Annotated in this window: 18 protein-coding genes; 13 read left to right on the plus strand and 5 right to left on the minus strand. The window is 61.4% G+C overall.

The window, feature by feature from the left end:
• The first annotated feature begins 2 nt into the window (after nucleotides 1–2).
• The 9 genes from ACNFJ7_RS02260 (at nucleotide 3) to ACNFJ7_RS02300 (ending at nucleotide 5,716) form a co-directional block, all read left to right on the plus strand.
• Nucleotides 3–770: a hypothetical protein gene (locus ACNFJ7_RS02260; protein WP_019371223.1), complete on the plus strand. Its 768-nt coding sequence runs from the start codon at nucleotides 3–5 to the stop codon at nucleotides 768–770.
• Between the two features lie 11 nt (nucleotides 771–781).
• The gene (locus tag ACNFJ7_RS02265; RefSeq protein WP_026009417.1) at nucleotides 782–1,120 is read left to right on the plus strand and encodes a hypothetical protein; all 339 of its coding nucleotides are present in this window, start codon (nucleotides 782–784) and stop codon (nucleotides 1,118–1,120) included.
• Nucleotides 1,117–1,662 carry a hypothetical protein gene (locus ACNFJ7_RS02270; RefSeq protein WP_019371221.1) on the plus strand — a complete coding sequence of 182 codons (546 nt, stop codon included), beginning with the start codon at nucleotides 1,117–1,119 and terminating at the stop codon, nucleotides 1,660–1,662. Before ACNFJ7_RS02265 ends, ACNFJ7_RS02270 begins: the two co-directional genes overlap by 4 nt.
• Nucleotides 1,659–2,042: a hypothetical protein gene (locus ACNFJ7_RS02275; RefSeq protein WP_019371220.1), complete on the plus strand. Its 384-nt coding sequence runs from the start codon at nucleotides 1,659–1,661 to the stop codon at nucleotides 2,040–2,042. Before ACNFJ7_RS02270 ends, ACNFJ7_RS02275 begins: the two co-directional genes overlap by 4 nt.
• A gap of 53 nt (nucleotides 2,043–2,095) precedes the next feature.
• On the plus strand, nucleotides 2,096–2,791 hold the full coding sequence (locus ACNFJ7_RS02280; protein WP_019371219.1) for an N-acetylmuramidase family protein: 696 nt from the start codon (nucleotides 2,096–2,098) through the stop codon (nucleotides 2,789–2,791).
• Between the two features lie 188 nt (nucleotides 2,792–2,979).
• Nucleotides 2,980–3,582: a hypothetical protein gene (locus ACNFJ7_RS02285; RefSeq protein WP_019371218.1), complete on the plus strand. Its 603-nt coding sequence runs from the start codon at nucleotides 2,980–2,982 to the stop codon at nucleotides 3,580–3,582.
• On the plus strand, nucleotides 3,579–3,767 hold the full coding sequence (locus tag ACNFJ7_RS02290) for a hypothetical protein (RefSeq protein ID WP_019371217.1): 189 nt from the start codon (nucleotides 3,579–3,581) through the stop codon (nucleotides 3,765–3,767). The genes ACNFJ7_RS02285 and ACNFJ7_RS02290 overlap by 4 nt, the downstream gene beginning before the upstream one ends.
• Nucleotides 3,748–4,074 (plus strand): helix-turn-helix domain-containing protein, encoded by a 327-nt coding sequence (locus tag ACNFJ7_RS02295; RefSeq protein WP_152997705.1) that lies wholly within the window; start codon nucleotides 3,748–3,750, stop codon nucleotides 4,072–4,074. Before ACNFJ7_RS02290 ends, ACNFJ7_RS02295 begins: the two co-directional genes overlap by 20 nt.
• A gap of 52 nt (nucleotides 4,075–4,126) precedes the next feature.
• The gene (locus tag ACNFJ7_RS02300) at nucleotides 4,127–5,716 is read left to right on the plus strand and encodes a hypothetical protein (RefSeq protein WP_236704377.1); all 1,590 of its coding nucleotides are present in this window, start codon (nucleotides 4,127–4,129) and stop codon (nucleotides 5,714–5,716) included.
• 14 nt (nucleotides 5,717–5,730) lie between these two features.
• On the opposite strand, the gene ACNFJ7_RS02305 is transcribed toward ACNFJ7_RS02300, so the two are convergent.
• On the minus strand, nucleotides 5,731–5,913 hold the full coding sequence (locus ACNFJ7_RS02305; RefSeq protein WP_152997704.1) for a hypothetical protein: 183 nt from the start codon (nucleotides 5,911–5,913) through the stop codon (nucleotides 5,731–5,733).
• A gap of 191 nt (nucleotides 5,914–6,104) precedes the next feature.
• On the opposite strand from ACNFJ7_RS02305, the gene ACNFJ7_RS02310 reads away from it, so the two are divergent.
• From ACNFJ7_RS02310 to ACNFJ7_RS02320, 3 genes are all read left to right on the plus strand, one after another.
• Nucleotides 6,105–7,211 (plus strand): acyltransferase family protein, encoded by a 1,107-nt coding sequence (locus tag ACNFJ7_RS02310; protein WP_019371213.1) that lies wholly within the window; start codon nucleotides 6,105–6,107, stop codon nucleotides 7,209–7,211.
• Nucleotides 7,212–7,335: 124 nt separating this feature from the next.
• Nucleotides 7,336–8,211 (plus strand): 2OG-Fe(II) oxygenase, encoded by an 876-nt coding sequence (locus ACNFJ7_RS02315; protein WP_019371212.1) that lies wholly within the window; start codon nucleotides 7,336–7,338, stop codon nucleotides 8,209–8,211.
• A gap of 68 nt (nucleotides 8,212–8,279) precedes the next feature.
• Nucleotides 8,280–8,417 (plus strand): DUF1289 domain-containing protein, encoded by a 138-nt coding sequence (locus ACNFJ7_RS02320; protein WP_236704424.1) that lies wholly within the window; start codon nucleotides 8,280–8,282, stop codon nucleotides 8,415–8,417.
• Between the two features lie 47 nt (nucleotides 8,418–8,464).
• On the opposite strand, the gene ACNFJ7_RS02325 is transcribed toward ACNFJ7_RS02320, so the two are convergent.
• The 3 genes from ACNFJ7_RS02325 to ACNFJ7_RS02335 all read right to left on the minus strand — a co-directional run bounded on the left by ACNFJ7_RS02325 (nucleotide 8,465) and on the right by ACNFJ7_RS02335 (nucleotide 11,490).
• On the minus strand, nucleotides 8,465–9,355 hold the full coding sequence (locus ACNFJ7_RS02325; RefSeq protein WP_019371210.1) for a right-handed parallel beta-helix repeat-containing protein: 891 nt from the start codon (nucleotides 9,353–9,355) through the stop codon (nucleotides 8,465–8,467).
• A gap of 555 nt (nucleotides 9,356–9,910) precedes the next feature.
• Nucleotides 9,911–10,057, minus strand: a complete 147-nt coding sequence (locus ACNFJ7_RS02330; protein WP_156804374.1) for a hypothetical protein — start codon at nucleotides 10,055–10,057, stop codon at nucleotides 9,911–9,913.
• 791 nt (nucleotides 10,058–10,848) lie between these two features.
• Nucleotides 10,849–11,490, minus strand: coding sequence for an SOS response-associated peptidase family protein (locus tag ACNFJ7_RS02335; protein WP_019371208.1), 642 nt, complete (start codon nucleotides 11,488–11,490; stop codon nucleotides 10,849–10,851).
• A 103-nt stretch (nucleotides 11,491–11,593) separates the two neighbouring features.
• Between ACNFJ7_RS02335 and ACNFJ7_RS02340 the strand changes: the two genes are divergently transcribed.
• A complete protein-coding gene (locus tag ACNFJ7_RS02340) occupies nucleotides 11,594–11,941 on the plus strand; it encodes a hypothetical protein (RefSeq protein ID WP_019371207.1) in 348 nt (115 codons plus the stop codon).
• Between the two features lie 27 nt (nucleotides 11,942–11,968).
• On the opposite strand, the gene ACNFJ7_RS02345 is transcribed toward ACNFJ7_RS02340, so the two are convergent.
• Nucleotides 11,969–12,133 (minus strand): hypothetical protein, encoded by a 165-nt coding sequence (locus ACNFJ7_RS02345; RefSeq protein ID WP_019371206.1) that lies wholly within the window; start codon nucleotides 12,131–12,133, stop codon nucleotides 11,969–11,971.
• Nucleotides 12,134–12,158 lie beyond the last annotated feature (25 nt).

The following is a 12,158-nucleotide window of genomic DNA, read 5'->3' on the forward strand; positions in this document are numbered from 1 at the left end:
GCATGGCAGTCGGCTTTGAAACCTTTGAGCCCAGCGGTAAGCTCCAGATCTCCAGCGAGATGCTGATCTACGTGCTGCGCCTGAGCGGCACGACGTTCGTCGAGAACTTCCAGGTCGGCAACACGTGCCCGACCAGTTTCGCGGTGCCGGGATCGCAGACCTATCCCAACGCGCTGATCGCGCTCAGCGGAGGCGGCGGTCACGCGGCGGCGATTGCCGGCGTCTACGGCGCCGCCAGCACCAGGCGGTACGGGACGACAGCGCCGGTTGGAACGCCCTTCAACTACTACCTGTTCGAGCGCAGCAACACCTATCCCCCGACGAACTTCGGCATCGAGGTGTTGAAGCAGACGGGAGAGATCGTGTTCTCGACCTCTCAGCGCGTGATGCGAGTGCTCCAGGTCCTGGAGACGGAGGACGTCGGAAGCGTGGCGGCCAACTTCCCCGGCCGGCAGCTTGCGTGGTGCCAGGGTGCGTGGGCGGGGCATCGCATCGCCGGGCCGCTGATCGAGAACAGCGGCGGCCCCGTGATCGTGGATCCCGGAGCCCCAGGGGAAGGCGATGCGCAGTACACCTGGAACAACGACGGCAAGATCTACGGTGGCTACCTTGCAAACGGCGGTGCAACCGTCGGCACCCAGCAGATCAGCTTTGACGATGTGACGATCGGACCAACGCCCGATCCTACCCAGCCGCCCGATTACATCCTGCCCCTGAAGCTCTTCATCGTCGACGTGACCGGTCTGCCGGTCGGCGTCCAATTTTATTGAGGATCAGTGCCATGCCGACCGTGATCACCGACGAACAAGCAGCCGTGATGCGCGAGCAACTCGCGGCATATGAGCGCCAGAAGGCCTACGAGGCGGCTCTCGCGCGCCACCAGCTCTATTTGGCGTTGCTACCCTTGGTGAACAGTGACCACTTCATCGCCATCCACCAGCAGCTGTCGGCAATTCGCAGCGACGGACCCAAGAATGATAGCTTTTTCGGGGTCAGCCTTGAGGCGATCTACCAAGGAATGACAAGCATGGGCGTCCAGGTCGCGAACTGGGTGGAGCCTGTTGCTCCGACGCCGGCAACCCCGGAAGCTGAGGCGACCGACGTCGTAGCGTCCGCATGACCCCGTCGCGCTTCCCGCCGTCGTTCAACGACAATCCGTTGAGCTACGGCTTCGCTTTGTTCAGCCTGGCGCTGATTACCTCGATCGCGTTGGCCTATGTGATTGCGGTGCTCCTTGAGCGCACACGCGAGCGCGAGATCAACGCGGCGATCAGAAATCCTGCGCTACCGCCGCCAGAGCACGGCATCACGCTGCTCAGCCTGCACCGGATGATCTATTGCGGGCTGCTGTCGACGATCATCCTCGGCGCCGGCCCCGACGTCCTGCTGCTGCTCGCCTGGGGCGAAGCCTCGGACAACGCGATGTGGTGGATCTTCCAACTCGACCGCGTCTGCGATGCCGCCACGATCGGTCCCTTCCTGATGTCCATGTTCCTGGCGATCCGAGCCGAGAAGTCGATCGAGCATCGGCTTGGGCTGGATCCTGCGGTGATTCCAGTGCGCCCGACCTGGGGGATGGTTCGGGACAAGCTCAAGATAACAGGAGCAGTGCTGTGCATAGCGGTGGGGGTGACCTTGTACAAAGCGGCGGGCTTGCGGTGAAGCTGGCAGGTGCGGCGGTCGCCGCGCCGACCTTTGGTCCGGCCATCATCACGGCCTTCGGAATCGATATCCCGATCGTCGCACTCGTTCTGTCGGTGATCGGCTTGGTGCTCGCGCGGTTCATCGCGCCGCCACCACTTCGGAAGCTGACCTTCAACCAGGAAGTGGCGCTGACCGCGCTCCTCCTCATCATCCTTTTCCTGATCGTCACCGGCGAGTTCCCGATCGTCGGCGCCGGGCGCCCGATCGGCGCGGGTATGGCCGTGATGTGGGGCATCGGCCTCGGCTTCTCCGGCATGCTGGCGATCGAGTTCTTCGGCAACCGCGCCATCGCCATGCTGCGCGCTGCATTCGGCAAGAGCCCGGGCGAGGCCGAATAACCACTCCTGCCCGCGCCGATCAGCGGGCGGGCCTTCCCTAGCGGAGATGATCCATGGACATGACGACGCTGCGGCGGCGGCTGGTGGCGCTTGGCTACCAGCCGTCGGCCGAGGGCGCGCCGTTCGGCGCTGCCGACAGAGCTGCCATTCTCTCTGCGCTCACCGACGGCCCAGATTACAAGCTGGGGGCTGACGATATCGAGGACGCGGCCGATCAGCTGCGCGTCGATCCGGCTGCGATCTGGGCAGTATGGGATGTGGAGGCGAGCGGGGCGGCGTTCACGGACGGCCGCCCGACCATCTTGTTCGAGCCGCACCGGTTCAGCCGCGCAACGGGCCATCGGTACGATGCCTCGCACCCGGCGATTTCGTCGCGGAATTGGAACCGCAAGCTCTACCCCGCGCGCCAGGTGGGGCGCTGGGGCCAACTGCTCGATGCCGTCGCCCTTGACGTCGACGCGGGCTTCGCCTCGGCCAGCTATGGCGGCTTCCAGATCCTGGGCGAAAACCACGCCATCTGCGGCGCTGTCACACCCTGGGCGTTCGCCTGGCAACAATCGCAGACCGAGGCCGACCAACTCGCTGCCTTCCTCCGCTTCGTCGAGGGCAAGGGTCTCGCGGCCGCGCTCCGCCGGCACGATTGGGCGGCGTTCGCGAAGGGGTACAACGGCACGGCATTTCGCGAGAACCGATACGACGAGCGCCTCGCCGCCGCATATGCGCGCCGCCGAGCGGCCCGCGCGGCATGACGTGTACCTACTGCGGCTCGGGCGACCATCAAAAGCCGCTTTGCCCGCACACCTGGTCGGGTTCCTCTCGGAGGCTGCATCTCCGCTGCACATACTGCGGCGGTCGGGACCACGCCTACGAGGCCTGCCCGGAGATCCTCGCCCCGCATCGGCGCGACCCGAACGCCTTCCTCCGGAGACGATGAATCATGAACCCGCTGAAGTATGTCGTGCTGGGGCTCGCCCTGGCGCTGGCAATCGCACTCGCCGTGATCGGCGACCTCTCGCACAAGGTCGATGCCTTCCGCTCGACCACCTCCACCGCGGCGGATGTGCGCGACAAGGCCGGCAACCCGGTCACCCTCTCCACCAAGGCAGCTCTCGCACAGATCCGGATCCTTGGCGCCGCCGTCAGCGACGCGCAGAAGGCCAGCACGGACGCGAAGGCCAAGGATCAGGCCCACGTCATCACCGTCGAGCGTGCCAACGCGCGCACCAATCAGGAGGTATCGTCCGATGTTCTCGCGAAACTCGATCGCGTCCAGGCTGAGCTGGATGCTTCTCGCGCTCTCGCTGCTCAGCGCATGCGCGAGCTCTCCGCGGCCCGAGCCGATCAAGATCGTGGCCGAGGGTCGCCAGTCGCCGATGATCCCGACGCCACCTGCCGAGCTCACTTCGCCGCCGCGTGTGACGAAGTTCTTACCCTCCTCGCGGAAGCCGAGCGCAACACCGTCAAGCTTCTCGGCTGGCAAGCCTGGTGGCCCGAAGTAGCGGCGAACCACCACGCCGAGGCGGCGGAGCCGGGCAAGTGACGGCGTCGACCGCGACGCCCTCACGCGACCTTCCTGGCTTCCCGGGCTTCATCGCGACGCCGCTGCCCTGGGGTTCGACCCTCATCTCAGGACACGGCCTGTGGCTGGTGATCGACCATACCAAGGGCAGCGTGACCGGGCTCCGCGCTCTCTGGAACCTGCGCCGTGCCGCCGGCAACCGCTGACATTCGCATGACGTGGCCGATGTACCATCGGAACCAGTGCGAGGTCGACGGGCGCGTGGTGCAGCTCAGCGTCCAGGAGGCGGACATTTTGAGCCTGCTTCTCGCCAGCCGGGGGCAGACGGTGACGCTTCCGAGCATTCTGCACGCACTCTGGCCGAACCCAGATCGCGAGCCGGAGAGCGCGGAGGCTGTGATCTATCGCGTGATCTACATGCTGCGCCGGCTGCTCGGCCCCGGCGTGATTTTCACCGTCAACAAGGGCCTCACATCGCCCAGCGGCTACCTGATCCCGCGGCCCGGCGAATAGCGCTTCCGCTGCTCGCCCACTCAGCGCTCATCATTCTTGAACGGAGAAGGCAATGCGCCTCAGCACCCTCAACATGTCCTTGGCCGCGACGATTATGCGCGCAACAATGGGGGCGGCAGCGCTCGCCATCCCTGTAGCACCGAATATCGCGCTGCCGGTCACAGACGGGTTGCTCGCGCGCTGGAACGCGAATTTCTCGACTGTTTCGGTTTCGGGAGGGCGGATCAACGCTGTCAGCGACCTGACTGGCAACGGCTACCCACTAGGTGACGAGGCGACCGGCTTAGGGCCGCGGCTAACCACCTATCCGAATGGGCTGAAGGCGTTCCGGTTCAACCAAGACAGCTTCTTGAGCGCGGATACTCCCACGCTCGGACCGCTCGCCTCCACGGTCATCGCGATCATCCGTGATCACAACACGCGAGCCAATAACAAGACGATCGTCTCGGCCGGCAAGCGCTCCACAACGGGCGGCGGCAAGCTCGCCTACACCACCGCAGGGGTGAACGGTGCGGCTCCCTATGTGGGGCGCGCCGGCACGTCGTCCGACACCGTGGTCAAGCCATACCTTGCCCTCGGCTGCCAGATGCAAGTCGCTGGCTGGAGAAACGGCGCGATCGGCACACCCGGCACGGCCGCATCGAACACTGCGGGCCAGCGGTGCGCGGTAAACCAGAAGTCACTCAATGTCGCCAATCAGAATGCCGCCTCCGCCGCCGGGTTAGAGGTTGGGCGCAACTCTGCGACCACCACCAGCTCGAGCACGGTCGGTGCGCAGAACGTGGCAAATGGAGACTGGTACACCGGCGATATCATTGAGCTGATCGTCTACAGCCGTCCGCTCCGAGATGATGAATTCGACCTGGTGATGCGCGCCCTCTCGGAGGCATACCGGATCCCGGAGATCAAAGGGCAGTTTGCGCTAGAGGGAGACAGCCGAATTTGCTCAGTGCTGCCGACGCTCCCCGCCGAGAATCCGGGCATGTGGATGACCGATCCGGGCTCGCCATACGCGCTGCCTAAAGACGTTCGCGTCATCAACTATGCGGTCGGGGGGTCCACTACGATCTACGCCCCAAACGGCCCGTTGCGTGGACGCCTAGACATCGGCGGCGCAACCTCTGGGTTCCAGTGCCTTATTCCCGGCGGCCGGAATCTGCTGGCCTTGATGGTCGGTCATAACGACCTGTCGCAGTCGGCGGTGATTGCGACAGCGGATAACCCGCTGACGATCTACCAGAACGTGAACTCGCTGATCCATAACGCCAGCGCGAACAGCTACCTGACGCTCGGCTGGGAGGTGGTGCTGATCGTCGAAATTCATAACAATAACGAACGGTACATCAACGGCGGCAACGGATGGACCGGCTACCGGGCGCTGCAGCGCAGCCAGGTTGCTGGATATAACTTGCTCACCGACAACAATGCTGGGCCAGGGCAGACCTACGAAGGCAAACTCCGAAATCTGGATGTCCCGCTTATGACTGTCGGCGGCCAGACTGTGTTCGCAACGGGGCCTGATACGCTCAACACGAACTATTATCTGCCCGATCGTCTGCACCAAGCGGCCGAAGGGATGCGGGTGTTTGTGACCGGGGGAGATACACCGCAGCACGGCCTCCGCTCGGTCTGGCCCTCATGATGTAGAAATGTCAGCTAGATCACCTCGTGGTTCTGGCACTTCCCGCAATGCTCCGGATTGCCAGCATGCCGATCTCCGCAGATGTGACCGGATGACGTCTCAAGCTGTTCGCGGTTCCAAAGATTCAACCGCGCCACTGCTACAAATGCGATGACGCAAATCAGAACCTCCTGAAAAACCGTCAGCGGTGCTTCCATGTTGATCCCCCTTTTGTCGACACGTTACCACGCTTTCTACCGACTAGCCTAGTAGCCTGGAGGTTCAAGCGCACGACGGCCTTCCCGAGTGCGAAACTGAAGATCAGTTTTTCGTAAGCTTGGCAAATTCCTCCGCTATCGCTGAGATTTCGCCCTTGATATAGGTCCGGCGTCAAGCGGGGGGGGCATAGATGGTTAAGACAGATCGAGTGCAAGAGATTGACGGCCTGCGAGCCGTCGCAGCGATCATGGTCATGTTTGCACACTGGTTCGAGGCGATATCACGCCAGCAGGTCCCCCCTGCCGTGCAAGCGATTTCACACGCACTGCTAGGCGAGTATTTTAGCCCTGGCAGAATGGCGGTCGTGGCGTTTTTCTGCATCAGCGGCTATGTAATCCCCTTCAGCTTTAAGGGATCCAACCCGCTGGTGTCGTTCCCGATCAGTCGAATCTTTCGGCTGTATCCGGCCTTTTGGGCAGCAGTGACGGCTGGCGCGATCGTCGGAATCGCTACCGGGAGCGACCCTATCACGTTGCCGAGGTTCCTCTTGAACCTCACGATGCTGCACATGTTTCTTGGGACTAAATCGATCATAGGCGTGGATTGGACGCTCGTGATCGAATGGCTTTTTTACGGCATCTGCTATGCGATGTTCGTCGCGTCCCTACTGAGCCGGCCACTGTTTCATTACGCAATGATGGTTTGCTTCATCGGTGCCGCGTCGGCGTTGGGCGCTTGGCGATGGCTGCACCCAGCGAGCGGTCTGCCCGTTGGCATACCAACCTATTTGGCCGCGATGCATTTTGGGACACTGGCTCGCATGTACATGAGCGGGGATGGTCGTGTGTCGCGCAGCTTCTTCCATGTGTCCTTGGCAACGCTCACCGGAGGAGTTCTAGCTGCATATTTTCTGGCCTACTGGCGAGCGTCGAACGAACAGTTAGGTTATATCGCTTCGAACGCGGGCTACTTCGCAGGTGTAGGCATCTTTCTAGCGTGCATAAGGTTTCAGCTATTCGGTGGGTCGTTCTTGGCCTCGATCGGGAGGATCAGCTACTCAATTTATCTCCTTCACACGACAGTGATCGTAGCCTTGATTAGCGTTTGGAAGATGATCCCGGATTGGTCGCTCGCATCCCTTGTGATGACGCCAATCTATATCGCTACTGTTTTCATGGCAGCCAGCGTCAGCTACAAATATGTCGAACTCCCCTTTCAGGAGCGCGGCAAGCACGTTCGCAGGCGGTTGGAAGACGCCATCGCCCGCAGACGGGGTCACCGTGCTGAACGTGTGTGATGGGGTGTGCACCGAAGGCAATCGCGGTCGCTCAGTCTCGTTGAGAACGAAGCGGTGTTGCTGTTAAATTCTGTTTACCGAATCGCTTAGGCTCAATAGGTCTGAGGAAACTCAGGGGGACCTTATGGCGATCAAGACGGACACATCGGACTTCTTCTTCTTCAACCGCGAACGCCTTTATGCGTTGGCGGAAGAGTATCACGATCGCTTCGTGAACGCCGAGCCCTACGAGCATGTCGCAATCGACAATTTCCTGCCGGACGATGTCGCGAAGCGGCTTGCTTCTGCCTTTCCCGGCCTCGACGATATCAACTGGCGACTGGAAGGGCCGGGGGACAGCGCGCATAGCGGCGACCGCCGCGTCGAAAAGGTCACGACCTCCGACGAAGAGATGTTTCCGCCCCTGGTCCGGCTGATGATGATGCAGTTTCAGTCTGGCATCTTCTGCAACTTCCTGGATCGGCTGACCGGCAACAAGTTTCTGCTTCCGGATCCAAATCATTATGGCTGCGGCTTGCATTCGACGGGTTCCGGCGGGCGCCTGATGTTGCACATCGATGCGTCGCGGCATCCGAACAAGAGGCTCAGCCAGCAGGTCAACTGCATCTATTACTGTACGCCCGACTGGCAGGAAGAATGGGGCGGCAATCTGGAGCTGTGGGACGAGGACGCGACCAGATGCGTCTCCAGCATCGTGCCCAAGTTCAACCGGCTGGCGATCTTCCGCGTTTCCGGCAAGTCGTGGCACGGGCAACCCTTCCCGCTAAAGACGCCGGAGAATGTCCGGCGCAACTCGCTCGCCCTCTATTACTACAGCGCCGAGGAGGACACGGAGGGCCTGGGCTATTCGAACTTCGTGCGCTGGAAGGCGGTATCCGAGCATGACAAGCGCACGCCCCTGCACCGTGTGAAGGGGGTAATCCGTGATTATGCGCCGACGCCGGTAATCAACAGCCTTGCCAAATTTGCCCGCAAGACCGGCCTGAACTTCAAGCGCTGATGGGGTTGTTCGGCAGTCTTTTCCCCGCGCCGCCGGAGTCGCCGTGTCGTAAGGTGTGCCGCCTCGACATGGAGATCCGGTTATGCCTGGGCTGCTGGCGGAAGCCGGCAGAGATTGCCGGCTGGAGCGACATGAGCCCGCGCGCGCAGCGCGCGGTGCTCGCCGAGCTTCCCGGCCGAGAGAAGCAGCATGGCGGCCGCCGGTAGATCGCCGCCTGACCGGTCAGGCGGCGATCTCCAGCCACTTCTGGGGGCTACGGCGCCCGGTAGTGCCCGCCCAGCTGATTGCCGGCAGGTGTTCCGTGCCTGTTCTCAATCAGGTACGCTGGGGCAATGTTGCCCGAAACAGCCGCCGGGCCGATCGTCCTGATCCAGGAACGATAGTTGGGGCCCGCGGTGATGGTATTGTTGCGGATCGCGATGCCGGTCCCATGACCCTCAATATTGATGCCGTGCCACATCACGTTCACGAACGTGTTGCCAACGATTTGCAGAGCGTCGTAGCCGCCCACCTTCGCTTCGTCGCCGAAGAAGATGCCTTGGAATTCGTTGCCGGGCGATCCGATGAAGCGGTTCATGACGATCTGGATGTTGTTGCATCCCTTCGTCTTCCCGGCGGTCCAGCACTGGATCCCGTCGGGGTGATCACCCGGCTTAAGTGTGAATAAGGCCATCGAGTTGTTGTAGATGCGGCCGTGACGCGAACCCGGAATCTCAATTGCGTCTCGACTCAGATGAGTGAATACGTTGTTCTCAATGTTGAAATTGGAGGTATCCTCCACCACAAGCGCGACGCGAAGATCGTGGAAAGTCACGCCGTTGACACGCAAATTGGTGATGTTGCGTAGGTACATGCCATACATGTCGTCCTGCCAAAGCGCGTTGACGGGACCATGTACGAAGCCGCGATTGAACGTGATGTTCGATGCACCATTGATTTCGACCATTTTCGCCCAGTCAGGATCAGTCCCTCGGATGCGGGTGAACTCAATGTCCTCGAACGTTATGTTGCTTACATCACGCATCTTCAGTTCGCTGATCTTTGCGGGAGCCGACGGGTACGCACTCTTGATCAGCACAGGCGATGAAAACGCGCGATCGCGGATCCCAACCTTTCCGTAGTTGGCTCGCTGCAGCCGGATCACATCGCCTGCACGAGCTCGTCCTATGGCGGCGTCAAGCTGTGCCGGAGTGCTTACCGTTACCGTTGTTAGCATGGCTAGGGCTGTGATCACGACTCTGACCTCCCGGAAATGCGGCGAAGCGCGGAACGAAACCCTCCTAGGAGATTTGTGGAGCGTAATTTGTGTTTTTTTGTTGCGGTGCAGTATTGATTGACGCGCCGCAGCGACGCGCGAGCCATTGGTGCAAGGCGCCGGCAAAGATTTCCTCGCGGTCCGAATGTCGTGCGGGCGATCGGTGAGCAGCTTGCTCGTTGCCCCGAAGAAGGTCTTGAGCTTGCCCCGCCGACGCGTTGGGCCGGTTTGGCCTCGTGATAGGCCATGGCAGGAGCAACCGAAGTGCGAGCGCTTGACCGGCTCGCCTCACTTCACGCGCTGATACGTCGGTGTGACACCTATAGGGTAAGATCAGGTTTCGGCGGCTTTGAAAGTCTCGTCCGCGCTAAAGGCTAGATTAGGTCGAGTGTAGCTTCGACGCTGCGGCGATCTATTTCGTGTGCGGCCTCGGCACGACCTATTTCAGCGAACTACGTTGTAGGCTTCACCCTCCGCTCCCGCGCGTGTAGTGCCTACAATATCCGTCACAATAAAGAGCGCGATAATCATCAGCCAAAACGCTGCTACGCCAAGCCAGATGGCGGCTGATTTTTCACTGCTGCCAGCCATATCCTTCTTCCCGCTTACAACTTGTGCGACAGCACCGTGCGTCTGTTCTGCCGAGGCGCGGCGAAGCCACCGGCGATACAAAGTCCTTTGATCAATTCCGAGCTCGTTTAATCCGGATCCATATCAAGTTTGCTTGCCCATACAACACTGAAAATGACGATTGATAACAAGATGGTGATTGCAATTATCGCGTTCATTAACCAATATTCCTCTATAAGGACGGTTATATTTAATTTTGGTCAATCCGATATCTACAGTTCTGACATTTGATGAGGTCTGTCACGTTCTCCAGTGGGCTCGAAGCTGCAGTCAATGGTAGCAAAGCTACTCAGCTGCCGGGAGCCGCGCCACGGATTTGTGCCGGTGATTCTGTAGATGCCCATTTCTTAACGATACCACCATCGAGACTGATCTGCATCCCATCGACTCTGATTGATGTTCCTATAATGTTCCGGGTATGCGCCGCGCCGATCGCCCCTCGATTCCCCTCGACCAGCACGTCCGATATGCGCCGCGTGTCCGCATCGTCTGCCAGTGCCCACGCGGCGCCGGCATCTGCGGACACTCGGTCATCATGCGGACGGAGGATCTGTATGCCGCGGCGACTGGCGCGGTGACGGAGAAGCAGTTTCGAGACAGGCTGCGGTGTAGGCGGTGCCGGACGCGGGGCTGGGCGCAAATTGAGGCGGCTGGGCGGTAGCGACTTCGCCAGAGGTTGCCGCCTTCGATTGCGGTCGGCAGGGGAGTGACCGTCGAAACGAGGTCGGCAGGCCCCTCGCATGCGCAGAGGCTTAATTTACTGCTGCGGTGCCTGCTCGGGTAGGGAATACCGGTCCGCGCACCGCCATCTTTTCAGCGTCATATGGCCGCTGCAGATCAACGATGTCGTCATAGCTGCCGCGAAGCCAGAGATCGACATCGGATGGGGCCAGGATTGTGATCATGGCCTTGGGATGGATCGGCACGACCAGTTCGTTGGCATCGCAGGTCACCATCGTGAACCCGGCGCCGGCGGCTGTCATTTGCCAGAAGCCCGCCACGGCAAAGATCGGCTGATCGACCACGCTGAACCACATCTCGCCCTTCAGCGGCGGCTTCCCGTCTCCCAGGTCGTGTTTCTCCGGTGTGAACTCGGCGAATTCAGTCAGGGGGACGATGCAGCGGTTCTCCGGCTTCTCCGCCAAGCGCTTCCATTGCGGCAGCTTCAGGTTTCGCACGTTCGTCATCGGCCATGACGCCTGGCCGCCGAGAACGTCCCAGCTCATCACGTCCCATGCTCGCTCGCCGTCCTGCTCGCGGATGACATAGTTGCGAGACTTTGGCCGCAGTTCGGCCGGCGCGAACCGGTTGTCGCGCGGGCGCTCGCTGAACAGCTTGGAGGTCGCGCCGAACAGCGTCTCGGGCTCGCCGCGGAATCGGGCTCGGTTGCACATGGGCATGGGCTAGCACCGAGAGGGTTCGAAGCGCCAGCCTTGCTGGCTCCGTGCGCCCGGCTCATATGTATGCAGACGGAGCCCGATCAGCCGGAGAGTAATATTGGCGGAGAGCAGACACCCCGATCTTCAGGTCAGCGCCGAGGAGAAGATCGAGATCGCTTCCTCGCTGCTGCCGACGCTGATGCACTACCTCACCCAGCTAACGCCCGACCGGCAGGTGCGCGCCGACGACGTCCTGGACTCCCTGGCGCTGTGTGTCGCCGCGATTCTTGAGAATGACACGAATATCGTGACGCCGAAGCACACCCGGATGGCGCTCGATACGGTCGATGTACTGGTGAAGCGCTGGGCAAAGGATCTACGCGACCATCGCGCCGCGCCGGACGTCAGCTTTCTATCGGCGATCCTGCATCGTTGGAATTCGCAGGCGGAGCCGGAAGGCCAGTAAGGCAGGAAGCGCTCGGCCGCCGGGCCCTTAAAACGCCACCTGGCGCCGCTCCATCTCGGCGGCCAGCAGATCGGCGAGCGGATCGCCCGCCTCGCCGCCGGTGCGCTGCCAGGCCGCGACCAGCTCTTCGTCGGTGCTCATCTGGAAGATGATGCGGATTGCCGTCCTCGCGCCGTTCTCGGTCAGCGCCATGGCAAGCCTATCGAGGGTCGGGTTG

Source organism: Sphingomonas sp. HT-1, from assembly GCF_048568905.1.
Lineage (GTDB): Bacteria > Pseudomonadota > Alphaproteobacteria > Sphingomonadales > Sphingomonadaceae > Sphingomonas.